The organism is Kribbella sp. NPDC006257 (assembly GCF_040613535.1).
Classification (GTDB): Bacteria; Actinomycetota; Actinomycetes; order Propionibacteriales; family Kribbellaceae; genus Kribbella.
In genome coordinates this window covers 235067-258688 of sequence record NZ_JBEXSJ010000004.1, presented here as the reverse complement: position 1 = coordinate 258688, position 23622 = coordinate 235067, and the positions used below count along the sequence as shown (strand labels likewise).

The window sequence follows — 23622 nt, the reverse complement described above, 5'->3', positions numbered from 1 at the left end:
GATGGGTGCGATCTACCTGGTTCGGCACGCGCAAGCGTCGTTCGGCCGCAGCGACTACGACCGGCTCTCGCCACAAGGTGAACAGCAGGCCGCGCGCCTCGGCGAGGCACTGGCTGCCCGCGGAATCAAGCCGAACCTCGTCGTCGCGGGTGCCATGCAACGCCACGCCCGTACGGCGGAACTCGCGCTCGCCGCCGCCGGGATCGACCGTGCTGTCGAGGTCGACCAGGGGTTCAACGAGTTCGACCACGACCAGGTGATCGTGGCGCACAAACCGGCGTACAAGCGTCGTGCGGTCTTGCTCGCCGATCTGGCACGGACCGGGCATCCGGCCCGTGCGTTCCAGGAGATGTTCACCGCCGCGACGGAGCGCTGGACGTTGAGCGACGGCGAGGGGTACGCGGAGAGTTTCACCGACTTCTGCGAGCGGTCGGAGCAGGCGGTACGCCGTACCGCCGGCCGGCTCGGCAAGGGCGAGACGGCGATCGTCTTCACCTCCGGCGGACCGATCGCCGCGATCGCCGGGCGGCTGCTCGGCGGCGACGACAAGCTCTGGCTGCGGCTGAACCCGGTCACCGTCAATACTGCGATCACCAAGGTCGTTTCCGGCCGCAGCGGCCTGACCCTGATCAGCTTCAACGAACATCCGCATCTCGACGGCACCGACATGCTTTCCTACAGATAGGGCTGGTTATGCGACGCAACATCCTGATCACCGGGGGCAGCGCCGGACTGGGTGCGGAAATGGCTCGGCAGTTCGCCGCCAAGGGGCACAACCTGGTGCTGACGGCCCGCCGCGAGGATCGCCTGAAGACCCTGCGGGACGAACTGACCGCAGACCATCCCGCGATCAAGGTCGTCGTCCGCCAGCTCGACGTGACCGATCACGATCAGGTGTTCGAGGTGTTCCGCACTGCCGACGCCGATATCGGCGGGCTGGACCGGGTGATCGTCAACGCGGGGATCGGCAAGGGGACGCCGATCGGTACCGGCCGGTTCGACGCGAATCTCGCGACGACGATGACCAATTACGTCGCCGCGCTGGCCCAGGCCGAGGCGGCGATGGAGCTGTTCCGGGCCAGGAACGCGGGCCACCTGGTGTTGATCTCTTCGATGGCCGGCGTGCGCGGGGCGCCGAGGGCGATGACTGCCTACTCCGCCAGCAAGGCCGCGATCGCCGCTCTTGGTGAAGGGCTGCAGGTGGAGTTGCTGGGCAAGCCGATCAAGGTGAGCGTGATCCAGCCGGGGTACATCAAGTCCGACCTGAACGGAGGGGCCGGCAAGTTCGTGGTGGATACCGTTCCGGGCGTTCGCGCCATCGTCGCCGCGATCGAGGCGGAGCAAGCCAGAGCAGCCGTACCGTCGTGGCCATGGCGTCCGCTGCGGATGGTGTTGAAGGTCGTACCGGTCTCAGTTCTGAAGAGGATGATCTGATGCGTTGGGGTCTGACCGTTCCGTTGACCGGGGTGCCGTTGCGCGACCACCGGTCGTTGATCACCGAGTTGGCGTCGCTGGGCTACACGGATCTGTGGTCGGCCGAGGTGGCCGGGGCCGATGCGTTCACGCCGTTGGTGCTCGCGTCCGAGTGGGAGACCGGGCTGCGGTTGGGGACTGCCGTCGTACCGGTGCATACCCGCGGACCGGCGGCGTTGGCGATGAGCGCGGCGGCCTTGGCGGACCTGGCGCCCGGGCGGTTCGTGCTCGGGATCGGGGCGTCGTCGGAAACCATCGTGACCGGGTGGAACGGGATCGCCTACGACCCGCCGTACGCGCGGACCCGCGACGTACTGCGGTTCCTCCGGCAGGCGTTCGCCGGGGAGAAGGTGAACGGGGAGTTCGACAGCTTCACGATCAACCGGTTCCGGTTGGAGAAGGCGCCGGAGGTTCCGCCGGCCATCATGCTCGCCGCGCTACGGCCGCAGATGCTTCGGCTGGCTGCCCGGGAGGCGGACGGGGCGATCACCAACTGGCTCTCGGCCTCGGACGTGCGCCAGGTGCGGGCCGAGCTCGGCGATGACAAGGAACTCGCCGCGCGGATCTTCGTCTGCGTCACCGAGGACACCGAGATGGCCCGCAACATCGGCCGCTACCTGATCGCCACCTATCTCACGGTGCCGGGCTACGCGGCCTTCCACGACTGGCTCGGCCGCGGCGAACAGATGAAGGAGATGCGCGACGCCTGGGCAGCCGGCGACCGCAACGCGGCGATGGCAGCGGTCCCGGTCTCGGTGATCGACGAGCTGGTCGTCCATGGCTCCGCCGACGACTGCCGGGCGCAGATCAACGCCTACGTCGCCAACGGTCTGGACACCCCGATCATCGCTGCGTTGCCGACCGGCACCGACCTGATCGAGACCGCCCGGGCACTCGCTCCCGCTTAGTTCTGGCGGGTCACGTAGGTCCTCCGGAACACCTCGCGATAGCCCAGCCGCTCGTTCAGGGCGCGGATCGGCGGGTTCTCGAGATTCATCAGCGTGAAGGAGTGCGTGACGCCGGCGTCGCGTGCGGCCGACAGCGACGCGAGTTTCAGGAAGCCGGCGAGCCCTTTGCCGCGATGATCCCGCACCGTGCCGGTCATGTCGTTCCAGGTCCTGGTGTCCTCGCGGTTCACCATCGTGAACGAGGCCACCCGGCCGCCCTCGAGGAGCGCCAGGCTCAGCTCACGATCGAGCAGGGAACCGGGCCAGAGTTCCGTGCTGAACCAGTCGAAGGGGACCTCGAACGGCGGGCCGCCGGGGATGTCCGCAGTGGATTCCCGGTACGCCGGGAAGACGTCGGCCGCCTCGAGTTCGGCGAACGGAACCAGCGTGTAACCGTCGGGCACCGGCGGAACCAGGATCGCGTCGGTGAGCTCGCGACCGGCGTACGTCATCTCGGTGGTCGCCTCGAAGCCTTTCGCCAGCGCGAAGAACTTGCCGTCGCCGTCCGCGTAGGACTGGACGAAGGACGAGGGCAGGGCGGCGAGCCAGTCGTCGCAGATCTGCAGGAGGCGGGTGCCGAAACCCTGGCGCCGGAAGTCGGGGTGCACGAGGAGGTTCAGCGAATAGGCGTTCGGGGTGTCCAGATGGTCGGCGCGCGTCAAGCCTGCCCAGCCCGCGACCCGTCCGTCGGCTTCAGCGACGAATCCGACGAACCGATCGGTGCCGAGCCGCTCGGTCAGGCTCCGCCGCAACCAGGTCCGGGCGCCGACGCCGTACGGCCGAACCAAGGTGCTCAAGGCAACTACTTGGTCGAAGTCCTCGGGTATCGCAGGCCTGATCTCCACCTCGCGAGGGTAGGCCGGGCAAGGTTCAGTTCGGGGCGATCTGAAGTGCGCGGATGCACAGCGGGGTGCTGCCGGCCTTCTGGACGAGGACGATGCCGGTGACGTGGTGGCCCTTGGTGGTGCCGTCGAGGCGGACGATGATGGCGGTCTGGCCGAGCGGCTCATCGACGACGGTCAGCTTCGTCGGCGCTTTGATCATGGCTTCGAACAGGAGCGGCAGGAGTTGCTTGGATTCGGCGCAGCCCAGCGCGGCGGCGGCGTCCAGCTTGTTGGCGTTGAGCTGGGTGACGAATCGCTGGGCCAGGTCCTTCGCCTTCGTGAGGTCGCCGCTGCCGGCCGTCGGCAGCGTCATCGTCGGCTCCTGCGAAGGGTCCTGCGAGGGGTCGTCGGAGGGGAAGTAGGACGGGAAGTCCGACGGGATCTCGGTCGGGATGTCCGACGGGGCCAGGCCGCCGGGTTGGCTGGTGTCCGACGAGTCATCGCCGACCAGGTTGGAGACGACCACGCCGCCGACGCCGAGCACAGCGATCAGTAAGACGACGAGCAGCGCGATGAAGAGCCCGGCCCGGTTCTTCTGCGGCGGCCGCTGATACCCGGGCGGACCGCTGAACCCACCGGGCCCGTTCGGATCGAACACCCGAGTCTCATCCTGCTGCTGATACCTGTTCGGGTCATACCCCGTCCACTGAGTCGGCTGCTGTCCGGCGCCCGGCGGTTGGTTCTGGGGAGGCGGTTGCCAGCCTGGCGGGGGACCGCTCGGACCGGGCTGACCTTCGCCGGGCGGACCCGGTGGCGTCGGGGTACTCACAGGACGAAGTGTCGCATCCCGCTAGGAGCTCAGCCGATGCTCCGCGAGCCATGTTTCCGCCCGCCGCTTGGAAGCGCGTGACAACCACGCGTCCTGAATCACCTCGGTCAACTCCTGCAGACTCAACTCACCTAGCCGGCTAGCCCGCACCAGCACCGACAGATGCCCGTCGAAATGCGGCGTGGTGAAGAACGGATTGCTCTCGTCCGACACCAGCGCCAGCTTGTCGTCCTCCGAAGGCACCCACAGCACGATCACATCGTCGTACCGCTCACCCGTCTCAGGATCGAACGCATCAGGCCGCTTGGTCCGGAAGAACACGAACGACTTCCCACCCACCTGATAAACCGGATTCTCACCGCCACCCTGTACGACGGTGACGTGCGGCATCCCCTGAGCTACTGCATGCACGTCCGCCACGCGAGCTTTCCGGCCGGCCATGCTCGACAGTCTAAGGACGGGCCGGGATCTTGATGGTGAACGTGGAGCCTTGTTCTGGGGTGCTGGTGACGGTGATGGTGCCGTGGTGGGCCTCGACGAGGTGTTTGGTGATGGCTAGGCCGAGGCCGCTGCCGCCAGTGGTGCGACTGCGGGAGTGTTCGGCCCGGTAGAAGCGGTCGAAGAGGTGGGGGAGGTGTTCCGGGGCGATGCCGGCGCCGTTGTCGGTGACGGTGAGGTGATAGCCGTTGCCCTCCCGGCGTACGCCGACCTGCACTTCGCCGCCCGAGTCGGTGAAGCGGATCGCGTTCGAGACCAGGTTGCCCAGGGCCTGGCGGATCCGGGCGCTGTCGACGATCGCAGCAGCAACCCCGGTCACGTCCGCGCTCAGCGTGACTCCGGCGTCGTCGGCAGCCGGGCGGTGCGCTGAAACCACCTGCTGGACGAGGTCGCCAAGGTCACGCGGCTCCGGATGCAGCCTCAGCATCCCAGCGTCGGCGAGCGCGAGATCCTGCAGGTCGACGATCAACCGCTCCAGCAGCCCGGCCTCCTCCAGGAGCGAGGTCACCAGCGCCTTGTCGAGTGGCACCACCCCGTCCTCGGAGGCGACCAGATAGCCCTTGATGTTGGCGAGCGGGGTCCGCAGCTCGTGCGCGACGTCGCTCACCATCGCCTTCCGCTGGACGTCGTGATGTTGGATCGACTCGGCCATCGCGTTGAACGCGTGCCCCAACCGGGCGACCTCGTCGCGACCGGTCACCGGCACCCGGGTCGCGTGGTCTCCGTTGGTCATCCGCTGGGCGGCACCGGTGAGAGCCAGGATCGGCCGGACCAGCCGGCGACCGGCGAAGATCATCACCAGCGCCGCGATCAGGAGGACGCCGAGCGCGGTTGCCGCCGTACGGAGGAGTCCTTCGCCGGAGAAGACGTTGAAGGTGCTCTTGGCGCCGAGATAGAGCTTCGCCTGCGGAGCGACGTACGGCGCGAGCGCGTCCGAGCGGGCCTGCATCGAGCAATTGACGAACTTGTCGCTGGGTGCGACGCCCTCCTTCGGCGACACCACCTGCAGTCCGTCGGACTGGTCCAGGGTGCTGAGCTGGTAGGTCTCACCGGCCGTGGTCAGGCACTCGACGGTACGCCGTACTTCGTCCTCGTTCACCGTCTTGGCTTTCGCGCTCGGCGCGTAGAGGCCGGCCGGGATGCACTTGTCCTTGGTGTTCTTCGGCGTCTTCGCGACTTCCGCAACGGTGTAGCCGGCGCTCAGCGGTTTCGCCACGTACGCCAGCGACGGCGTGCCGTCCTCGAAGGCTGTGACGGTGACGTTCTGGCCGCTGGCCTTGTAGCAGGCCGCCGCCTGATCGGCCAACTGCTCCCGCTGGTGGCGCTCCGCGTCGGTCAGCCCCCAGCTTGACGAGCCGATCGAGGTGGCTTTGAAGGCCGCCGTACCGGCGATCGTGGCCCGCTTTGTCGTCGCCTGGACAGAGCTCACGAACAGGCCGCCGACCGCGGTCGAACCGCGCGCGTCGATTGTTGCCGCCGGCACCGAAGGCAGGTCCGGTCCGGCGCCGAGCTTCCGGGCGGAGTCGACGATCGTCGATCCGTCCGCCTCCGTCAGCGCGATCCGCCGGCCGGTACGGTCCGCCAGCTGATGGACCACCTTGTCGACGCCGTTCCAGGAAGCGTGGTCCGAGGCGTACTCACTGAGCCGTCCGTAGATCTCCGTGTCGACCTGCAGCTGGGACGTGTTGTCCTCCAGCTCGCCCTGCAACTTCTCGGTCGTGCTGTAGGTCGCGATCACCGCCGTAGCGATCACCGCGCCGAGGGCCACCGCCAGCGAGAGCCCGAGGAATCTGAGCAGGACGCTACGACGCATCCGAGGTCACCACCTTGTCGGCCAGCTTGTAGCCCACGCCGTACACGGTCTTCAGGTACGCCGGGGAGCCCGGTTCCGGCTCGATCTTCTTGCGCAGATTCATCACGTGCACGTCGATGGTCCGGTCGAACACGTAGTGATCGAAGCCGAACGCGTGCTCCAGCAACTGCTGCCGGGAGAACGCGCGGCCGGGGGAGGCGGCCAGGCAGGCCAGGATCTTGAACTCGGCCGGCGTGATCTCCACCAGTTCGCCTGCCAGCTGGACCTCGTGCCGCACCGGGTCGATCTCGAGCGCCCCGACGCGGTAGACCTCACCCTCGGCCCGGCCGCGCGTACGCCGTAGTACGGTCCGGACCCGGGCCACCAGCTCACGCGGGTTGTAGGGCTTGGTCAGGTAGTCGTCGGCGCCCAGGTCGAGGCCGAGCAGCAGGTCGTCCTCGGTGGAGCGGGCGGTCAGCATGATGATCGGTACGTCCCTGTCTCCAGCACCGTCGGCGCGGAGCACCCGGCAGACGTCGAGGCCGTCGACCTTCGGCATCATGACGTCGAGAACGAGCAGATCGGGGCTGCGCCGGCGGGCCTCGTCGATGGCCGCCCGCCCGTCGTGCACGACGACGGTCAGGTGGCCCTCCCGCTCGAGGTAGCGCCGGATCAGCTCCGCCTGCTTCCGGTCGTCTTCGGCAACGAGGATCCGGGCTGGCATCTCACCACTGTCGCCGAACTTGATGAGATTTCGATGAAGATCAGCTGAGAGCATCGGGCGCTGATCGTTCCTTCACAGGTTCTTCACGGCCTTCCGGCCACGCTCCCACTCATGAAGATCAACTCACGCAAAGCACTCTCGCTGGTCGCCGTGCTGGCACTGGCCGGCTGCGGGGCCAGCACGCCCGGGGCGGACAAGAAACCGGTCGAGAGCGACGACAAGAGCCCGCTCGCGGAGTACATGGGGGACGGGTTCACCGCCGGCTCCGGAAACGGAGGCTTCACGGTCTCCCGGGCGATCGGCCCGCAGGAGTCCGACGAGCAGCAGCTGGCGAACCAGCGCAAGATCGAGGACTCGACTGCCGCCTGCATGAAGACGGCCGGCTTCGACTACGTCGCCGTGCCGCCGGAAGCCAACCCGAAGTCCAAGTTCAACGACGCGTTCAACCTGCCGAAGGACAAGTTCGCCGAGCAGTACGGCTACGGCATCAGCACCATCGACTGGTCGAAGATCGGCAAGGACGCGGACAGCAAGAATCCGAACACCACCATCCGCAACAAACTCTCCGCCACCGCGAAGAAGGCCTACGACAAGGCACTGAACGGGGACCTCGGTGGTGGTGGCGGGGTCATCGCGGTGCCGGCCGACGGGAAGGGCGGCAAGAAGATGGACACCGGCTGCCGGGGCAAGGCCGCCGATGCCGTCTACGGCAAGCGCGACCAGGCGTTCGACTTCAGCAAGTACGAGTCGTTGTTCAAGGACATCGAGGCGTTGCGGAAGCGGATCGACAGCGACCAGCGGGTGGTGGACGCGACCGCAGCCTGGTCCGACTGCCTCGCCGACGCCGGCCATCCCGGGTTCAAGAAGGTCGACGAGCCGCGGCAGAAGGTCAGCGACAAGCTGGACGAGCTGCAGGGGAAGAAACCGGAGACCAAGACGCCCGGTCCCAGCAAGGTGACCTTCGGCGGGCCGCCGTCGTTCGACAAGGTCGACCAGCAGAAGCTGGCGGATCTGCGGAAGTTCGAGATCGAGCTGGCCAAGGCCGACCAGGGCTGCAAGGCGAAGGGGTACGACGCGTCGTACAAGAAGGCGCAGTTCGAGCTGGAGAAGGAGTTCGTCGCCAGTCACAAGACCGAGCTGGAGGCGTACCGCGACGGAACGGCGAACCGGTGACCGCTTCGCCCAAGTCCCGCCGGCGGGTGCTCGTCGGGGTGTCCACGGTCGCCGCGCTCTCGCTGGGCGTCGGTGTCGCCGCGGGCAGCCGCATCACCTCGCCGGAGGACGCCGCCGCAAAGACTGCTCCACCGAAGGCATCCCAGATCACCGTGCCGGTGGAGAAGAAGGCACTTGCCAGCAAGGTGGTCGCCCGCGGTGACACCTCCTTCGACGGCGCGGTGAACATCCGGGTCGAGACGAGCGGGCTGACCACCCCGGCCGTGGTGACCGGCAAGGTCCCGACGGTCGGGTCGACGCTGAAGGAGGGCAAGGCGCTGCTGGAGATCGCGGGGCGTCCGGTGATCGGCCTGGCCGGCGTACTGCCGATGTATCGATCGCTCGCTCCGGGCAGCAAGGGGCCGGACGTGCTGCAGCTCGAGCAGACGCTCGACCGGCTCGGGTTCGACCCGGGGACGGTGGACAGCAAGTACGACAGCAACACCGCGCATGCCGTCGAGGAGCTGTACCAGGCGGCCGGGTACGACGCGCCCGAACCGGGCGAGCAGCTGACCGAGGCGGTCGACCGCGCGAAGAAGAACGTCGACCAGTTGAAGAACGCGCTCCGGCAGGCGGAACGGGCGCTCAAGCAGGCCAAGGCGGCGCCGGGTCCGGGAAAGAAGGATCTCTCGGTCGAGCAGGGCGCTGTGAACGATGCGAAGACGGCGCTCGACGACGCCGAGGACGCGCTGGCCGATGCCAGGGCCAAGGCCGGTACGCCGTTGCCCGTCTCCGAGGTCGTCTTCGTGAAGACGCTGCCGCGCCGGGTCGACGACGTGAAGGTCGAACGCGGCGGCACCGTCAACGGCGTGGTGATGTCGGCCAGCGGCGCCTCGCTGGTCGTCACGATCAAGGTGGACGCGCAGACGAAGGAACTACTGAAGGCCGGGATGACGGCCAGCCTCGACCTCGGTGACGGCACCATCGTGCCGGCCACGATCCGCCGGATCAGCAAGAACGCGGACCAGTACGACGTGGTGGTGGCGCCCAAGTCGCTCACGCCGCACGCGCTGGAGTTGCTCCGCGACGCGAACGTCCGGGTCACCATTCCGGTCAAGAGTACGAACGGGAAGGTGCTCGCCGTACCGGTGGCCGCATTGTCCGCGGGACCCGACGGTGGCTCGCGGGTCGAAGTACAGCGCGACGGAAAGACCGATCTGGTGCCGGTCAAGGTCGGCCTCTCAGCCGACGGCTACGCCGAGGTCTCGCCGATCGGAGACACCAAACTGTCCGAAGGCGACCAAGTGGTGGTCGGCAAATGAGCACCGTGCTTTTGGCCTCGCCTCCGGCTCGGCGGGTCATCGGGCTCAACTCCCGGTCTTCCCTCGTCCCTCCGGTCGCTTCGCTCCCTCCACTCCTCAGTCCAGCCCGGGAGGCCCGATGACCTCGCAGATGACGGCCGTTGCCTTGCCGGCTCCGGTGGTGGAGATGATCGGCGTACGGCGGTTCTTTCCCGGACCGCCTGAGGTGCAGGCGATTCGCGAGGTGGATCTGACGATCCGGGAGGGCGAGTACCTGTCGATCGTCGGGCCGTCCGGGTCCGGGAAGTCGACGCTGCTGCATCTGTTGGGGCTGCTCGACAACCCGACCGGCGGGGTCTACCGGCTGGACGGGGTCGACACGATGAGCCTGCGCGAGCGGCGCCGGGCCGTACTCCGAGGCGAACGGATCGGCTTCGTCTTCCAGTCCTTCCATCTCCTCGACCACCGCACGGTGCTGGAGAACGTCGCGCTGTCGATGGTGTACGTCGGGGTGCCGCGGAAGGAACGGATGGCGCGGGCCCGGGTCGCCCTCGAACGCGTCGGCCTCGCCCACCGGATGGAGTTCGGGCCGGGCGTCCTGTCCGGCGGTGAACGCCAACGGGTAGCCATCGCCCGGGCCCTGGTCGCCGAACCAAGTCTGCTCCTGGCCGACGAACCCACCGGCAACCTGGACAGCGTCAACGCGGAGGCGATCCTCGAAGTGTTCGACGAACTTCACCACGAGGGCATGACACTGGCCGTCATCACCCACGACGACCACGTCAGCCAACGAGCCCAACGCCAGGTCCGCATAGTCGACGGAACCCTCCAGTGGTAGGCCCGGAACCGGGCGAGCCATTCCCGCCCCGAACCGGCGGTCCGGGCGAGCCGACCACCCCACGAACCGGCTCCCCGGATCCCGCCGGCGAGCCGTCCACTTCACCATTCAGCCGCTTCCGGCTCGCACTGGCGGGGGTGATCCGGCGAGGGGCCGGGTCGCGCCGCCGGGCGGGCCGGAAGCGGCGGGCCGGCGGGCCCGCGGTACGGGATTTGCTGGATGAGGCGTTGGCTGGGGTTGCGGCACGACCGACCCGGCTGATTCTGACGACGCTCGGCACGGTGCTGGGTATTGCAGCGTTGGTTGCGACGGTCGGGCTCGGTCAGACAGCGAGCGGGCAGATCACCCAGCGCTTCGACCTCGCCGCAGCAACCCGCGTCGTGGTCTCACCCGACTCGAAGGGCGGTCAGGAAGACCAGGCGGCGACGCAGTTGCCCTGGGACGCACCCAACCGGATCAGCAGGCTGAACGGCGTCGATGCCGCAGGCACGGTGAGCGCCGTCAACGTCGGCGACGACCTGGTCCGCAGCGTCGCAGGTCTCGACACCCAGAAGGACGGCCACGCGCTGAGCGTGCTGGCCGCTTCGCCCGGCCTGTTCGACGCGGTCCGCGGGAAGCTCCGCACCGGACGCTGTTTCGACGCCGGCCACGACGCGCGCGCCGACCACGTGGTGGTGCTGGGCAAGAACGCGGCCGACCGGCTGGGGATCAACCGGGTCGACTCGCAGCCGGCCGTCTTCATCGGCGAGCAGGCGTACACGGTGGTCGGGATCCTCGACGAGGTCAGCGGCCGTGCCGATCTACTCGACTCGGTGATCATGCCGAACGGGACCGCCAAAGCGGAGTACGAGCTTGAGGCGCCGGACTCGCTGGAGATCCGGACCCAGGTCGGCGCGGCGCAGTTGATCGCCAAGCAGGCACCGGTCGCCATCGACCCGAACAACCCGAGCACGCTGAAGGTCGACGCGCCGCCGGCACAGGGCGGCGTACGGAAGGGTGTGCAGAACGACCTGAACGCTCTGTTCCTCCTGCTGGGTGCGGTCGCCTTGCTGGTCGGCGGTCTGGGCATCGCCAACGTGACGTTGTTGTCGGTCCTGGAGCGTGTCTCCGAGATCGGCTTGCGACGAGCCCTGGGCGCCGCGCGACGACACGTCGCGGTGCAGTTCCTGGTCGAGAGCGTGCTGGTCGGGTTCCTCGGCGGTCTCCTCGGTACTGCGGTCGGCGTACTGCTCACCGTCGGCGTCTCGTGGAGCAAGGACTGGACGCCGATCCTGTCCAGCTCGCTGTCGTTCGGCTCGCCGTTCCTGGGTGCGTTCATCGGGCTCGTGGCCGGCACCTACCCGGCCTGGAAGGCCTCCGCCATCCAGCCCATCACCGCCCTCCGCGGCACCTGAAGCTTCTCTGGGTCTTTACAAATATCTATCCTGACCAAAGTAGACATTCGGCTCTGGCGTGTGTAATGTTACTCGTGTTGACAGAGAAGAACAGCGAAGCTGAGGTGGACAGCTAACGTCCTGTCCAAGAGTGTGATTGTGTAGTTCGTACGACGGCGGATTCCGCCGGGCCGATCAGTGAAGGGGCTCGGGTCTCACGCCAGGATCAGAGTCTGTGGAGCCAGTGGTTGAGCAGGGTTCCAGACTTGATGGATCGAAGTACCAGTTTGTAGTTGGCAGTAGCAGTAGCAGTTGAAGTGGCAGTTAGCAGTTGAAGTTGCGGTTTGTAGTTGAAGTGGCAGTTAGCAGTTAGCAGTTGAAGTGAGCAGTTCCGTAGTCGTAGTAGCAGTGCGTAGTTGTAGTTGCTGTTTGTAATTGAGGTAGCAGTAGGTAAGTAAGTAGCTGTAGTACGAGAGAGAAGGGAAGGATTACACCGTCGGATCGCCCGCCAGTGCCAGTACTTCGCCGGGCGGGTGCCGTAGTTCCATCAGATGGGAAGGTGGTCTTCGGTTACGCATTCAGCGATCCCCGCAGTGACGGCCTTCACGTGGCGTTCTGCGGACAGGTAAGAACCGGCCGCACGGCCGGTAGATGGTGACAATCCAAAACCCCTGGGCCCCGGTGCTTCGGCACCGGGGCCCTTCGACACGGAGGTTCGATGACCCCAGATTTGCACACGGAGATACCGATGAGCTCAACCCCAGCAGGACCGTCGGCCACTTTCGACGATGACGACTACCCCGCCTTCACGATGGGCCGGGCCGCCGAGATGCTCGGCACCACCCCCGGATTCCTCCGCAGCCTGGACGAGGCGAAGCTGATCACGCCGCAACGCTCGGAGGGCGGCCACCGCCGCTACTCCCGCTACCAGTTGCGCATCGCCGCCCGTGCCCGCGAACTCGTCGACCAGGGCACCGCCCTCGAGGCCGCCTGCCGGATCATCATCTTGGAGGACCAGCTTGCCGAAGCCCTGCGGATCAACGAACAGATGAGGGAGCAGGGTTAGCGCTCGGGCTCAGGGAGTAGCGGGCTCGCGGCGGGTTGCTGACAGCCGCGAGTAGATGAGCGCAGTGAGGAAGAAGCCCAGGACCACGAAGGTGAGCACCGGGTAGGACTTCCCGTCGTCGGGCAGGATCACGGCGCCGAGTGCGGCGGCGGAGACCTGTCCCACGTTGAAGATCATGTCGTAGAGCGAGAACACCCGGCCCCGGTAGACGTCGTCGACCCCCGTCTGGACGAGCGTGTCGACGCTGATCTTCACGCCTTGCGCGCAGAAGCCGGTGAGGAATCCCGAAACGAGGATCGCGGGTTGCGTGTAGAGACCGCCCGGGATCGCTGTCACTACTGCGGCTGCGACGAAGAGCACGGTGACCCAGCGCCGCAGAGTCAGGACTCGCGTTGCCCAAGGTGTCACCAGGGCGGCGATGAAGAGGCCCGCACCAACTGCACCGGTGGCGATCGCCAGTGCGCCGAAGGCTTGGTCCAGTTGACCGGGACCGTAGAACTTGTTGCGATACAGCAGGATCATCGCGACGGTGACGAGGCCGAAGAAGAATCTGAGCGAGCCGATCGCGGCGAGCCCGAGGGCTGCCTGGCGGCGTTCCTTGAGATGCCGGCCGCCGTCGATCAGGCCGGCGACGATGCCGCGGATGGCTTCGACGACTCCTGGTTCGTCGCCGGTGAGGTCGGGGCCGAGCTGGTTCCGGCTGAGTCGCAGGGCGAGCAGGGCGGCGGCGAGGTAGATGGCGGCCGTCGTACCGAGAACTGTCAGGTCCGAGTCGGAGACGAGTTTGACGCCGGCGCCGAAGCCGCCGCCGATCAGGAAGGACGCGGTACCCGAGGTGGGGGTGACCGCGTTCGCCATCACGAGTTCGTCCTGCTCGACGACGTGCGGGAGGCCGGCGGAGAGGCCGGACAGCAGGAAGCGGTTGACGCCGAGAGTGAGCAGGACGGCGAGGTAGAACGGCACCCCGGCGTTGCCTAGGGCAACGATCGCGCCGACGACCAGGACCAGGGCGGCGCGGGTGAGGTTCGCGCCGAAGAGGATCTGCCGCCGCGACCAGCGATCGAGCAGGACGCCGGTGAACGGGCCGAGGATCGAGAACGGGAGAAGCGCTACCGCGAACAGCCCGGCGATCGCCGCGGCGTCCGGCGCGCGTTCCGGCGAGAACAGCACGTACGCCGCCAGCGCCACCTGGAAGACGCCGTCGCCGAACTGCGACGTCAGCCGGACCGCGAACAACCGCCGGAAATCCCCACGCCGCAACAGCCTGCCGAGATCCCGGATGAACTGCACGCGTGCACTGTAACCGCCGCTCCCCGCACCCGCCGCCGGCAACAACCCCCGCAAGCCCCGGAGCCACCCAGGGCGGCGATCCCGCCCGCCTCATCCGTGGCGCGCTCTACTTCTTGGTGAGGCGTTCGCGGGCCGTGCGGCCGCGGGTGTTGGCGGGGACTACGCCTGCGATGGTTCCGAGCCCGAGGAGTGGCATGTTGCCGTAGACGGTCTCGAAATTGCCGGCCGGTACGACGTACGTCTCGTGCCAGATCCCCACATTGCCGCCCTTGTATGCGAGCTTGAAGAACTGCGTCCAGGCCGGCCGATGCGTGCGATCCGGGTCGTTCGCGAACGCCTGCAACTTCTCGGCCGACTCCCAGTACTGCAGCATCGTCGTCGTCCGCAGCCCCGGAAACACGCGGAACCCGAGCAGCCCACTGTCCGGATCGGCGGACAGCTCGCGCAGCATCGGGCTCATCGCCTTCGTGACCGGCAGCCACTGCCGCCAAGCTCGCAGCTTGTTCACCCGCATCCCGATCAGAAACACCACGACGTCCTTGTCGTACGCCGCCGTCTGCCGCCCCTCGACGATCTCCATCATCGACTCCTTTTGGATAGTTAAGCTCCCCAATATTGGAAAGTGATACTCTCCAAAAGTCAAGAGGGAGAGACCAATGTGGATCGCTGAACTGTCCCGGCAGACCGACGTGCCGGTGGCAACGATCAAGTACTACCTGCGCGAAGGCCTGCTGCCCGCCGGCGAAGCGGTCGGCGCCACCAGAGCCCGGTACGACGAATCGCACGTCCGCCGACTACGCCTGATCCGCGCCCTCGTCGAGGCAGGCGGCCTCACCCTTGCCCGCGTCCGCGACGTGCTCTCCGCCGTCGACGAGGAGTCCCGCGAACTCCACGACGTACTCGGCGCAGCCCACGGCGCCCTGCGACCCGACAAACTCGAGGCCACCGACGAGTCCCTCGCTCGGGTCAACGAACTCCTCGCCGACCACGGCTGGCGAGTCGACGAAGACTCCCTGGACCGAGTCCTCCTAGCCAGCGCGCTAGACGCCCTGGATCGAGTAGGTCACCCGCTAGACCCTCTACTACTGGACAGCTACCTGATGGCAGCCGAGCAAGTAGGCGACGCCGACGTCGCCCACCTCCCCACCGGCACCCGCGCAGAAACCGTAGAAGCCACAGTCGTCATCACCGCGCTAGGCGCCCCGGTCCTCCTGGCCCTCCGCCGCCTGGCCCAGCAAAACGCCTCAGCCCACCGCTACAACGCAGTACGAACTCGCCCTTGCCTGTAACTCAGGCTTGAGCTCGGGCGGCCTGGCGTTCGAGCAGGCGGCTGCGCTGTTCTACGAAGCGGCTCGCCTGGGCGTCCAGCGCCGTCATGAATTCGGCGAGTTCGTCGCGGGCCTTCGCGCCGTCGCCGGAGAGGTCTTCGCGCTCGAAGACCTTCCAGTTACGCAGGATCGGGGCGACCACCTCGTCGTGGTGCAGGCGCAGGTCGTAAATGCCGGCCTTCGCGATCGTCACCGAGTTCCGGGCGAAGCCCTCCATGGTGGCGCCCGGCATCGAGAAGTCGCGGACCTCGTTGGTGACGGCGCGCATCGTCTCGTTCGGTGCCGCCTCGAACGCCGCGGCGACCAGGTTGCGGTAGAAGATCATGTGCAGGTTCTCGTCGGTCGCGATCCGGAGCAGCAGCTGGTCCGCGATCGGGCAGCCGGTCGCCTTGCCGGTGTTGCGGTGCGACACCCGGGTCGCCAATTCCTGGAAGCTGACGTACGCGATCGCCTCGAGCATGTTCTTGTCGACCTGGTGCCCGGCGGTCATGTGCGCCATCCGGGCGACTTCCAGCTCGACCGGGTCGACGCCCCGGGTGACGACGAGGTAGTCGCGCAGCGCGATCCCGTGCCGGCCCTCCTCCGCGGTCCATCGGCCGACCCACGTTCCCCAGGCGCCGTCGAGCCCGAACTGGGTGGCGATCTCCCGGTGGTACGACGGCAGGTTGTCCTCGGTCAGCAGGTTGGTGATCATCGCGACCTTGGCGACCGGGTCCAGCCGGGACTGCTCCGGCGCCCAGTCCTCGCCGCCGAGGAAGGCGAAGTCGCGCCCCTCGCTCCACGGCACGTAGTCGTGCGGATTCCAGTTCTTGGTGATCTTCAGGTGCCGCTCGAGGTTCTCCTCGACCACAGGCTCGAGCTCATGCAGCAGATTCGTCACCAGCTTGGCATCCATCCCCCTAGCCTACGGCACCGTAAGTTACGCATCCGTAGGTTCGGAGCGGCTGCGCACCATCGCCGCGATGGTCAGCTCCATGTTCCGCCCGAGCTGATCCAGCCGGCTCTGCTTCACCGCTTCGGCCCGGGCCGGATCAGCCAGTACGCCGTGCCGCATCCCGCTGTCGCCCGGCCCGTGCGTGAACCACTGCCGGATCAAGGTCTGCTCACCCTGCGCCGCCAGCTCGTACTCCCAGTGCGCGAACGGCTCGTCCTCGCCACCGAACACGTCCCACCCGAACCGCACCGGCTCCTCGGCCGCCGTCACCCGGCACTGCACCTCGGTCTTGAACCCGTCCGCGAACTCGTTCCGCGCCTCGAACCAAGCCCCCGCCGCCGGCCCATCAACCCCGTCCAACCAGGCGCCGTACACACACTCCGGACTCCACGCGCCGTACCCCGCCACATCGGTGATCCAGCTCCAGACGGCCTCCACCCGCGCGTCCACCAGCACCCGAACCTCAACCGTCGCCCCAGTAACTCCGTAGTCATCCATGCCGACAACGTCGCCCCGCCGCCACCTATCTCGACATTTCCCGATACCTCTCCAGCAACTCGGCCAATTCGCCCGGGTGTCCGAGCATCGGGAAGTGCCCACCAGGCAACTCGTCCGGCGCGAACCCGAGCCGGTCGCTCGTCAGCCTCCGCAGGTAATCAGCCGGGAACAGCAGATCCTCGGTCGCGATCACCGCCCGCGTCGCCACGTCCGGCCACCGGTCGAACAGCGCGGGGTCATCCATTGGCTTCCCGGCCTGCGGTTGCAACTGCCGCCTGGCCTCAGCGGCAAGCTCGGGCGGCAAGTCCTGGAAGAAGTAGTCCGAGTCCGGGTCGCCGTCCCACTTGTAGTCCGTATGCCCCCAGTAGTCGTTCACCCTCTCTCCAGGTAGCGGGATCATGCCGGCCACGAAGACGAGGAGATCCACCGACAACCGTTCGCACACAGCAGGCGCCGTGAACCCGCCCAGCGAGTGGGCGACGACCACCAGCTCGGTACGCCGACCGACCGCGCTCACCACCGCCTCGCAGTACGAGCTGAGGCCGGCCGACTCGTCGTCGCAGGGGAGGTCGACAGCGATGACGTCCTGGCCGCGGGACTGGAGTTCGGCGGTCAGCAGGTGCCAGTGCCACGGCGTACATCCCGCGCCAGGGATCAGGACATAGGTCATGGACAGGACCTTATGGTGGGCGGATGGAGCGGAGCGGGTATCCACATTTCCTGGGGATCGGTACGCGGTGGAAGGACAACGATGTCTATGGGCACGTGAACAACGTGGAGTACTACAGCTTCTTCGACACCGTGATCAACGATTTCCTGATCCGTTCCGGTGGACTCGACATCCACGGCGGCGACGTGATCGGGCTCTGTGTGGAGTCGCAGTGCACCTTCAAGCAGTCGCTCGCGTTCCCGGACTCCGTGGACGCCGGGCTGCGGGTGTCGAAGCTCGGTAACTCCAGCGTGCACTACGAGATCGGCCTCTTCCGCGCAGGCTCCGACGACCCGGCAGCGACCGGCCGTTTCGTGCACGTCTTCGTGGACCGCACCGATCGCCGTCCCACTCCGATCCCCGCCCAGCTCCGCACCGCCCTGGAAGGAATCACCGGATGATCGTCCGCGGCGCCGTCCTCCGCGAGATGGGCCTACCCAGCCCGTACGCCGTATCGCGACCGCTCACCATCGAGGACATCGAGCTCGCCCCACCCGGCCCCGGCGAACTTCTCGTCCGCATCCGCGCCGCCGGCCTCTGCCACTCGGACCTCTCCGTCATCGACGGCTCCCGCCCCCGAGTCATGCCGATGCTCCTGGGCCACGAAGCCACCGGCGAGGTCATCCAGTCCGAGTCACCCGACTTCACCCTCGGCGACACCGTCAGCTTCGCCTTCGTCCCCGCCTGCGGCACCTGCCCCCCATGCGCCGAAGGCCGCCCCGCCCTCTGCGAACCAGGCGCAGCAGCCAACACAGCAGGCACCCTCCTCTCAGGCGAACGGAGGCTCGCGCCCGCCCCCGCCGCGGCCGACGGGCCCCGCCCGACCACCGCTCCTCCGGGCGGCAGTAGCTCGCCCGCTGGCGAGCGGCGTACCGGCGACACCGCCGGCGCTCTGCTCTCCGGCGAGCGCCGTCTCGCTGCATCGGGCGGCGGTAGCTCGCCCTCCGGGGCGCCGGGCTCCTCCCACGTCCACCACCACCTGGGAGTTTCTGGATTTGCCGACCATGCAGTGGTGTCTGCTCGTTCGGCGGTGAAGATTGATTCTGAGCTTCCGCCTGAGATCGCTGCGCTGTTCGGGTGTGCGGTGATGACCGGCGTCGGTGCGGTCGTCAACACCGCTCGCGTGCAAGCCGGTCAGAGCGCCGTCGTCTTCGGTCTCGGTGGCGTCGGTCTCTCCGCGCTCCTGGGTGCTGCGCTCGTCGGAGCCAACCCGCTCGTCGCGGTCGACGTCGTACCGCAGAAGCTCGAGCTGGCCCTGTCCTTGGGCGCCACCCACGCAATAGATGCCCGAGGCAACGACACGGTAGGGCAGATCCGGGAAGCCACCGACGGCGGCGCGCACTACGCCTTCGAGACGGTCGGCAGCGCCGCAGTACTGGCTCAGGCGTACGCCGCAACGCGTCGCGGCGGCACCACCGTCACCGTCGGCCTGCCGCACCCCTCGCAAACCCTGAGCATCCCAGCCGTCAGCCTGGTCGCCGAGGAGCGCACCCTCAAAGGTTCCTACCTCGGCTCAGCCGTCCCCAGCCGCGACATCCCCCGCTACATCGCCCTCTACCGCGCCGGCCGGCTCCCGGTCGATCGCCTGCTCACCTCGACAGTCGGCCTCGACGACCTCAACGAAGCCTTCGACACCCTCGCATCCGGTACGGCGATTCGCCAGGTGCTCGTCTTCTGAAAGAACACGGTGGCGACGGTCAGCCAGAAAGCCGACCGCCACCACCGCGTACGTAGTACGGACTAGTTGTTGTTGATGAAGGTCCGGGCCAGCTGCTGACCCTGGGAGACGGCCAGGTCGTGGTTCTCGATCGGGTTGATGGTCGAGTTCTTGAAGACGATGTAGGTCACGCCCGAGTCCGTACCACCGTTGCTCGGATCCGGGTTGATCCCTAGCTGAACCGCAGCGGCGTACGACGCCTCGCCGATGATGTCCGTCGGTCCGGTATCACCGACTACCGCATAGGTGACCTGGTTGTTGTAGATGACGGCGACCACACCGCCACCGGCGATCTGGAAGTTCTCGTAGTTCCAGGTGCTGCTGGGACTCGGCACCACGACGTACGGGAGCTGGGCTGCGTTCAGCGGCTGGTCACTCGACGTGTGGAAGGCGGTGTCGGGCAGGAAGCAGCAGTCGGTGTTCTCGTTGCACTGCGAGGTCCGGATCCCGTCGCAGTCGATGTCCATGTCGGCCTTCCAGAAGACGGCGCCGTTCTTGCCGCAGACCGGGATGGTCCGGCCGAGCTCCTCGTCGGTCTTGTAGGTGCCGTTGGAGATCTGGCTGCAGGTGGTCACCTTGGCGAGCAGTTCGGCCGCGGTCGGCGCACCGCCACCGCCGCCACCGGCGTCCGTGACGGTCAGCGAGTCGAGGTTGGGGCCACCGTTGGCGGTCGTCGCGGTGGCCTTGATGGTGTGCGAGCCGGCTGACAGCGTGGTGTTCACCGTGGTGGTGTTCCAGGTGGTCCACACGCTGGTGCTGGCGAACTGCGGTGTCGCGACGGTGGTGCCGTCGACGGCGATCGTCATCGGCCGGTTCACGGTGGTGCCGTTGGAGTACCGGAACGCCAGTGCGGCGCTGCCGGCGGTCCCGATGTTCACCGTGAAGGTGACCGAGGAGCCGGTCACATTGTCGTAGTTGACGAACCCGGTGCCGGTGTAGCCGGCGTGGTTGGACTCGACGACACCTTGCGACCGGGTGGCGTTCTCGGCCTGGTACGTGGTGGTCGCGGCCGAGGCCGGAGTCGTGCCTGTCGACACCAGCAATACGCTGCCGATCAGTGCGAGGGCGAGTGCGAGGGGGCGGAACATGCGCATCGTTCACCTCTCTATAGTTAGTAAACTTTCCTAACTGTCAGACCCTGGTTGCGGTCCGTCAAGAGGTCGTGACCAGTAGTTGGTTCCGGAACCGCGGAAGGGGCGCTATTGAGGGAAAAGGCTTACCGAGCAAGCAAACGTTAAATTGAAACCAAACCGTATACATCCGGACAACCGTCGGGCAGGCTACGCACAGTGCGCGGAGGCGCACGAGATGTGAGACCAGCGCGCCGTCCGCCCCGTAACGGCGCGCTTGGAGTCCCTGAGGAGGGCCCCAGATGCAGAGCAGGTTCCGCCGAACCGGTGCGCTCGTAGGTACCGGTGCCGTGTTGTTCGGTGCGCTGGCGATCGTCGCCGGCAACCAGGCAGACGCCCAGCAGGGACCGTCGCCGGTCCCGCTCGACCAACTTCTCGCCGGTCAGCCCTTGCAGGGCAAGGCCGCGCTCGCCAAGCTCCAGCCGCGCCTCGCCGATCTGGCCGAGCGGAACGGGATCGCCGAGCTCAAGCTCCAGCAGATCCTCGCCACGGACAAGACGAGCTGGCTGGACAAGGACGGCAAGCTCTTCTTCAAGGAGCCGGCCGCCACCGCCAAGGAGAAGGCCGCCACCGCCTCGAAGGTGTCGAAGAAGAGGCTGGCCGCCGCCGCGGCCGGGCCGGCGTTCGAGCTGCACAGCAAGGCCGGATCGAACCGGGTGATCTACCTCGACTTCGACGGCCACACGATCACCAACACCGCGTGGAACACGAACGGCAAACCGTCCAGCGTGAACGTCACGGCGTACGACACCGACGGCGACACCGGCAACTGGAGTGCCGCCGAGCAGGCCGTGGTCCGTGAGGTGTGGGCCCGGGTGTCCGAGGACTACGCGCCGTTCGACGTCGACGTGACCACGCAGGCGCCGGCGGAGTCCGCGATCGATCGCTCCGGCTCGGCCGACCAGCAGTACGGCACGCGCGTCGTGATCGACCCGACCACCTGGTACCAGTCCGGCTGTGGTTGCGGCGGCGTCGCGTACGTCGGCGTCTACGACAGCAGCAGCCAGCACGCGTACTACCAGCCGGCCCTGGTCTTCACCAAGGGTGTCGGCACCGGCGCGAAGAACATCGCCGAGGCCGCCTCGCACGAGGCCGGTCACAACGTCGGGCTCAGCCACGACGGCACCGCCTCGGTCGGCTACTACTCCGGACACGGCGCATGGGCGCCGATCATGGGCGTCGGCTACTCCAAGGCGATCAGCCAGTGGAGCAAAGGTGAGTACAGCGGCGCCAACAACAAGGAAGACGACTTCGCGGTGATCGGCCAGAACGGCCTGGCGCTGCGCGCGGACGATCACGGGAACGGAACCACCGATGCTACCGCCCTGAGCCTCGGTACGGCCGTCAACGGGATCTACGCGAACGACGCCGACGTCGACACCTTCCGGATCGACCTGGCGGCCGGCACGTTCACCTTCGCGGCGAACTCGGCAGCGGTCGGCGGTGACCTGGACATCAAGCTCCAGTTGCTGAACTCGGCCGGCACGGTCGTCGCCACGGCCGATCCGGCGGCGGGTCAGACCAACTCCGGTACGCCGACCGGGCTGAGCGCGAGCATCCGCCAGCAGGTGGCCGCTGGCCGCTACTACCTGCGCGTCGAGAACACCGGCTACGGCAACCCGCTGAACACCGGCTACTCGACGTACGGCAGCCGCGGCGCCTACTCGGTCGGTGTCACCGCCGGCTAGCCGGTACTGCGTAACGGGGGCTCATTTTTCAGCACCTCGCCTTTGCTTTTGTTTTCGGGGGGAGTCCTTGAGGAGGATTCCGAATGATTGGCAAATTCCGCCGTACCGGTGCGTTGGTCAGTGCCGGTGCAGTAGTTTTCGGAGCGTTGGCCGTTGCTACAGGCAACCAAGCTGATGCCCAGCTCCTCGGTCAGCCCACACCCGGCTTGGCTGCACTTCCCAAAGTGCAGTCCAAGCTGGGCGAGCTCGCCCAGCTCAACGGTCTGACCGAGGCTCGACTGCGCGACACGCTTGCGACCGACAAGACCAGCTGGCTCGATGCGCAGGGCCGCTTGTTCTTCCGCGAACCAGGTCTGACCACCGCCCAGAAGGCACCGGAGGCATCGCCTCGCTGGGCCAAAGAGTCGGTTGCCGCAGCCGACGGTCCTGCCTTCGAGTTGCACAGCAAGGCCGGCTCGAACCGGGTGCTCTATCTCGACTTCGACGGCCACACGATCACCGGGACCGCGTGGAACTCGTCCAAGAATGTCGACCCGGTGAACGTCACGGCGTACGACACGGATGGGAACCCTGCCGTCTTCAGTACTGCCGAGCAGGACGTCGTACACGAAGTCTGGGCGCGGGTTGCGGAGGACTACGCCCCGTTCGATGTCGACGTGACGACGCAGCAGCCGGCGCAGGATGCGATCAACCGCACCGATGCGAACGACCTGCAGTACGGCACGCGGGTCGTGATCGATCCGACCGGTTGGTACCAGACCGACTGCGGCTGTGGCGGCGTCGCCTATATCGGCGTCTACGACACGAGCGGCAACCACGACTACTACCAGCCGGCGCTGGTCTTCACCAAGGGCGTCGGCACCGGAGCGAAGAACATCGCCGAGGCAGCCTCGCACGAAGCCGGTCACAACGTCGGCCTCAACCACGACGGCACCGCATCCGTGGGGTACTACGAGGGCCACGGCTCCTGGGCGCCGATCATGGGCGTCGGCTACTACCGCGGGATCAGCCAGTGGAGCAAGGGCGAGTACTCCGGCGCCAACAACACCGAGGACGACTACGCCGTCATCGGCAGCCATGGATTGGCGCTCCGTGCGGACGAGGTCGGTGACAGCACTGGGGCTGCTGCCGCCCTCGCCGTCGGAGCGACTGCCACCGGCGTGATCGCCGCTGAGTCCGACATGGACGTCTACAAGATCACTGTCGGTGCCGCAGGCAACTACACCGCAACGGCCAGCGCTGCCGCACTCGGTGGCGACCTGGACATCAAGCTCGACCTGCTCAACAGCGCCGGCGCCGTCGTCACCTCTGCCAACCCGGACTCGGGCCAGAGCGACGCCGGTACGCCGACAGGTCTCGGCGCCACCCTCACGAGCAACCTGCAGCCCGGTACGTACTATCTCCGGGTCGACAACACCGGCTACGGCAACCCGCTGAACACCGGCTACTCGACCTACGGGAGCCGCGGGGCCTACTCCCTCGCGATCAACCCGAGCTGATCTCCTGCGGTT

The 23622-nt window shown here is 67.2% G+C and carries 24 protein-coding genes; 13 read left to right on the top strand and 11 right to left on the bottom strand.

Annotated elements, in window-relative coordinates:
* Nucleotide 1: 1 nt before the first annotated feature.
* Genes ABZ004_RS07375 through ABZ004_RS07365 form a run of 3 tightly spaced genes read left to right on the top strand, consistent with a single transcriptional unit; the run spans nucleotide 2 to nucleotide 2381 of the window.
* On the top strand, nucleotides 2–685 hold the full coding sequence (locus ABZ004_RS07375) for a histidine phosphatase family protein (protein WP_355678913.1): 684 nt from the start codon (nucleotides 2–4) through the stop codon (nucleotides 683–685).
* A gap of 8 nt (nucleotides 686–693) precedes the next feature.
* Nucleotides 694–1434: an SDR family oxidoreductase gene (locus ABZ004_RS07370; protein ID WP_355678912.1), complete on the top strand. Its 741-nt coding sequence runs from the start codon at nucleotides 694–696 to the stop codon at nucleotides 1432–1434.
* Nucleotides 1434–2381 (top strand): LLM class F420-dependent oxidoreductase, encoded by a 948-nt coding sequence (locus ABZ004_RS07365; protein WP_355678911.1) that lies wholly within the window; start codon nucleotides 1434–1436, stop codon nucleotides 2379–2381. The genes ABZ004_RS07370 and ABZ004_RS07365 overlap by 1 nt, the downstream gene beginning before the upstream one ends.
* Here ABZ004_RS07365 and ABZ004_RS07360 read toward each other — a convergent pair.
* From ABZ004_RS07360 to ABZ004_RS07340, 5 genes are all read right to left on the bottom strand, one after another.
* Nucleotides 2378–3265, bottom strand: coding sequence for a GNAT family N-acetyltransferase (locus tag ABZ004_RS07360; RefSeq protein WP_355678910.1), 888 nt, complete (start codon nucleotides 3263–3265; stop codon nucleotides 2378–2380). The genes ABZ004_RS07365 and ABZ004_RS07360 overlap by 4 nt on opposite strands.
* 25 nt (nucleotides 3266–3290) lie before the next feature.
* Nucleotides 3291–3902, bottom strand: coding sequence for a hypothetical protein (locus tag ABZ004_RS07355; RefSeq protein WP_355678909.1), 612 nt, complete (start codon nucleotides 3900–3902; stop codon nucleotides 3291–3293).
* Between the two features lie 192 nt (nucleotides 3903–4094).
* A complete protein-coding gene (locus ABZ004_RS07350) occupies nucleotides 4095–4514 on the bottom strand; it encodes an MmcQ/YjbR family DNA-binding protein (RefSeq protein ID WP_355678908.1) in 420 nt (139 codons plus the stop codon).
* Between the two features lie 10 nt (nucleotides 4515–4524).
* Entirely contained in the window at nucleotides 4525–6384 is a 1860-nt protein-coding gene (locus ABZ004_RS07345; RefSeq protein ID WP_355678907.1) for a HAMP domain-containing sensor histidine kinase, read from the bottom strand.
* On the bottom strand, nucleotides 6374–7087 hold the full coding sequence (locus ABZ004_RS07340; protein ID WP_355678906.1) for a response regulator transcription factor: 714 nt from the start codon (nucleotides 7085–7087) through the stop codon (nucleotides 6374–6376). Before ABZ004_RS07340 ends, ABZ004_RS07345 begins: the two co-directional genes overlap by 11 nt.
* 111 nt (nucleotides 7088–7198) lie before the next feature.
* Here ABZ004_RS07340 and ABZ004_RS07335 point away from each other — a divergent pair, with 111 nt between their 5' ends.
* From ABZ004_RS07335 to ABZ004_RS07315, 5 genes are all read left to right on the top strand, one after another.
* The gene (locus tag ABZ004_RS07335; RefSeq protein WP_355678905.1) at nucleotides 7199–8260 is read left to right on the top strand and encodes a hypothetical protein; all 1062 of its coding nucleotides are present in this window, start codon (nucleotides 7199–7201) and stop codon (nucleotides 8258–8260) included.
* Nucleotides 8257–9561 (top strand): peptidoglycan-binding protein, encoded by a 1305-nt coding sequence (locus ABZ004_RS07330; protein WP_355678904.1) that lies wholly within the window; start codon nucleotides 8257–8259, stop codon nucleotides 9559–9561. The genes ABZ004_RS07335 and ABZ004_RS07330 overlap by 4 nt, the downstream gene beginning before the upstream one ends.
* Nucleotides 9562–9679: 118 nt before the next feature.
* Nucleotides 9680–10378: an ABC transporter ATP-binding protein gene (locus ABZ004_RS07325; RefSeq protein ID WP_355678903.1), complete on the top strand. Its 699-nt coding sequence runs from the start codon at nucleotides 9680–9682 to the stop codon at nucleotides 10376–10378.
* 137 nt (nucleotides 10379–10515) lie between these two features.
* Nucleotides 10516–11772: an ABC transporter permease gene (locus tag ABZ004_RS07320; RefSeq protein ID WP_355678902.1), complete on the top strand. Its 1257-nt coding sequence runs from the start codon at nucleotides 10516–10518 to the stop codon at nucleotides 11770–11772.
* Nucleotides 11773–12499: 727 nt separating this feature from the next.
* Nucleotides 12500–12817: a MerR family transcriptional regulator gene (locus ABZ004_RS07315; protein WP_355678901.1), complete on the top strand. Its 318-nt coding sequence runs from the start codon at nucleotides 12500–12502 to the stop codon at nucleotides 12815–12817.
* A 9-nt stretch (nucleotides 12818–12826) separates the two neighbouring features.
* Here the strand turns inward: ABZ004_RS07315 and ABZ004_RS07310 are convergent, their stop codons facing one another.
* Both ABZ004_RS07310 and ABZ004_RS07305 read right to left on the bottom strand, forming a co-directional pair.
* Complete coding sequence (locus ABZ004_RS07310; RefSeq protein ID WP_355678900.1) at nucleotides 12827–14107, bottom strand: MFS transporter; 1281 nt, start codon at nucleotides 14105–14107, stop codon at nucleotides 12827–12829.
* A 106-nt stretch (nucleotides 14108–14213) separates the two neighbouring features.
* Complete coding sequence (locus ABZ004_RS07305; RefSeq protein ID WP_355678899.1) at nucleotides 14214–14687, bottom strand: DUF4188 domain-containing protein; 474 nt, start codon at nucleotides 14685–14687, stop codon at nucleotides 14214–14216.
* A 76-nt stretch (nucleotides 14688–14763) separates the two neighbouring features.
* Between ABZ004_RS07305 and ABZ004_RS07300 the strand changes: the two genes are divergently transcribed.
* Nucleotides 14764–15396 carry a MerR family transcriptional regulator gene (locus ABZ004_RS07300; protein ID WP_355678898.1) on the top strand — a complete coding sequence of 211 codons (633 nt, stop codon included), beginning with the start codon at nucleotides 14764–14766 and terminating at the stop codon, nucleotides 15394–15396.
* Nucleotide 15397: 1 nt separating this feature from the next.
* Here the strand turns inward: ABZ004_RS07300 and ABZ004_RS07295 are convergent, their stop codons facing one another.
* From ABZ004_RS07295 to ABZ004_RS07285, 3 genes are read right to left on the bottom strand one after another with little or no spacing between them, the layout of a single operon-like run.
* Nucleotides 15398–16330 carry an acyl-ACP desaturase gene (locus ABZ004_RS07295; RefSeq protein ID WP_355678897.1) on the bottom strand — a complete coding sequence of 311 codons (933 nt, stop codon included), beginning with the start codon at nucleotides 16328–16330 and terminating at the stop codon, nucleotides 15398–15400.
* Nucleotides 16331–16354: 24 nt separating this feature from the next.
* Entirely contained in the window at nucleotides 16355–16867 is a 513-nt protein-coding gene (locus ABZ004_RS07290; protein WP_355678896.1) for an SRPBCC family protein, read from the bottom strand.
* Between the two features lie 25 nt (nucleotides 16868–16892).
* Nucleotides 16893–17537, bottom strand: coding sequence for an alpha/beta hydrolase (locus ABZ004_RS07285; protein ID WP_355678895.1), 645 nt, complete (start codon nucleotides 17535–17537; stop codon nucleotides 16893–16895).
* A 23-nt stretch (nucleotides 17538–17560) separates the two neighbouring features.
* On the opposite strand from ABZ004_RS07285, the gene ABZ004_RS07280 reads away from it, so the two are divergent.
* Together ABZ004_RS07280 and ABZ004_RS07275 are read left to right on the top strand one after the other, a co-directional pair.
* Nucleotides 17561–17977 carry a thioesterase family protein gene (locus ABZ004_RS07280; RefSeq protein WP_355678894.1) on the top strand — a complete coding sequence of 139 codons (417 nt, stop codon included), beginning with the start codon at nucleotides 17561–17563 and terminating at the stop codon, nucleotides 17975–17977.
* Nucleotides 17974–19254: a zinc-dependent alcohol dehydrogenase family protein gene (locus ABZ004_RS07275; protein WP_355678893.1), complete on the top strand. Its 1281-nt coding sequence runs from the start codon at nucleotides 17974–17976 to the stop codon at nucleotides 19252–19254. Before ABZ004_RS07280 ends, ABZ004_RS07275 begins: the two co-directional genes overlap by 4 nt.
* A 62-nt stretch (nucleotides 19255–19316) precedes the next feature.
* Here the strand turns inward: ABZ004_RS07275 and ABZ004_RS07270 are convergent, their stop codons facing one another.
* Nucleotides 19317–20387, bottom strand: coding sequence for a glycoside hydrolase family 75 protein (locus ABZ004_RS07270; RefSeq protein ID WP_355678892.1), 1071 nt, complete (start codon nucleotides 20385–20387; stop codon nucleotides 19317–19319).
* Between the two features lie 278 nt (nucleotides 20388–20665).
* Between ABZ004_RS07270 and ABZ004_RS07265 the strand changes: the two genes are divergently transcribed.
* Both ABZ004_RS07265 and ABZ004_RS07260 read left to right on the top strand, forming a co-directional pair.
* On the top strand, nucleotides 20666–22111 hold the full coding sequence (locus ABZ004_RS07265) for a pre-peptidase C-terminal domain-containing protein (protein ID WP_355678891.1): 1446 nt from the start codon (nucleotides 20666–20668) through the stop codon (nucleotides 22109–22111).
* A gap of 83 nt (nucleotides 22112–22194) precedes the next feature.
* A complete protein-coding gene (locus tag ABZ004_RS07260; RefSeq protein WP_355678890.1) occupies nucleotides 22195–23610 on the top strand; it encodes a M12 family metallo-peptidase in 1416 nt (471 codons plus the stop codon).
* The last annotated feature ends 12 nt before the right edge of the window (nucleotides 23611–23622 follow it).

Bases quoted from the DNA above. Each gene is read 5' to 3' on its own strand.
- ABZ004_RS07315 (WP_355678901.1), top strand. From the start codon at position 12,500: ATGAGCTCAACCCCAGCAGGACCGTCGGCCACTTTCGACGATGACGAC.
- ABZ004_RS07280 (WP_355678894.1), top strand. From the start codon at position 17,561: ATGGAGCGGAGCGGGTATCCACATTTCCTGGGGATCGGTACGCGGTGG.
- ABZ004_RS07290 (WP_355678896.1), bottom strand. From the start codon at position 16,867: ATGGATGACTACGGAGTTACTGGGGCGACGGTTGAGGTTCGGGTGCTG.
- ABZ004_RS07365 (WP_355678911.1), top strand. From the start codon at position 1,434: ATGCGTTGGGGTCTGACCGTTCCGTTGACCGGGGTGCCGTTGCGCGAC.
- ABZ004_RS07285 (WP_355678895.1), bottom strand. From the start codon at position 17,537: ATGACCTATGTCCTGATCCCTGGCGCGGGATGTACGCCGTGGCACTGG.
- ABZ004_RS07375 (WP_355678913.1), top strand. From the start codon at position 2: ATGGGTGCGATCTACCTGGTTCGGCACGCGCAAGCGTCGTTCGGCCGC.
- ABZ004_RS07260 (WP_355678890.1), top strand. From the start codon at position 22,195: ATGATTGGCAAATTCCGCCGTACCGGTGCGTTGGTCAGTGCCGGTGCA.
- ABZ004_RS07370 (WP_355678912.1), top strand. From the start codon at position 694: ATGCGACGCAACATCCTGATCACCGGGGGCAGCGCCGGACTGGGTGCG.
- ABZ004_RS07300 (WP_355678898.1), top strand. From the start codon at position 14,764: ATGTGGATCGCTGAACTGTCCCGGCAGACCGACGTGCCGGTGGCAACG.
- ABZ004_RS07325 (WP_355678903.1), top strand. From the start codon at position 9,680: ATGACCTCGCAGATGACGGCCGTTGCCTTGCCGGCTCCGGTGGTGGAG.
- ABZ004_RS07270 (WP_355678892.1), bottom strand. From the start codon at position 20,387: ATGCGCATGTTCCGCCCCCTCGCACTCGCCCTCGCACTGATCGGCAGC.
- ABZ004_RS07265 (WP_355678891.1), top strand. From the start codon at position 20,666: ATGCAGAGCAGGTTCCGCCGAACCGGTGCGCTCGTAGGTACCGGTGCC.
- ABZ004_RS07275 (WP_355678893.1), top strand. From the start codon at position 17,974: ATGATCGTCCGCGGCGCCGTCCTCCGCGAGATGGGCCTACCCAGCCCG.
- ABZ004_RS07340 (WP_355678906.1), bottom strand. From the start codon at position 7,087: ATGCCAGCCCGGATCCTCGTTGCCGAAGACGACCGGAAGCAGGCGGAG.
- ABZ004_RS07335 (WP_355678905.1), top strand. From the start codon at position 7,199: ATGAAGATCAACTCACGCAAAGCACTCTCGCTGGTCGCCGTGCTGGCA.
- ABZ004_RS07305 (WP_355678899.1), bottom strand. From the start codon at position 14,687: ATGGAGATCGTCGAGGGGCGGCAGACGGCGGCGTACGACAAGGACGTC.
- ABZ004_RS07295 (WP_355678897.1), bottom strand. From the start codon at position 16,330: ATGGATGCCAAGCTGGTGACGAATCTGCTGCATGAGCTCGAGCCTGTG.
- ABZ004_RS07345 (WP_355678907.1), bottom strand. From the start codon at position 6,384: ATGCGTCGTAGCGTCCTGCTCAGATTCCTCGGGCTCTCGCTGGCGGTG.
- ABZ004_RS07350 (WP_355678908.1), bottom strand. From the start codon at position 4,514: ATGGCCGGCCGGAAAGCTCGCGTGGCGGACGTGCATGCAGTAGCTCAG.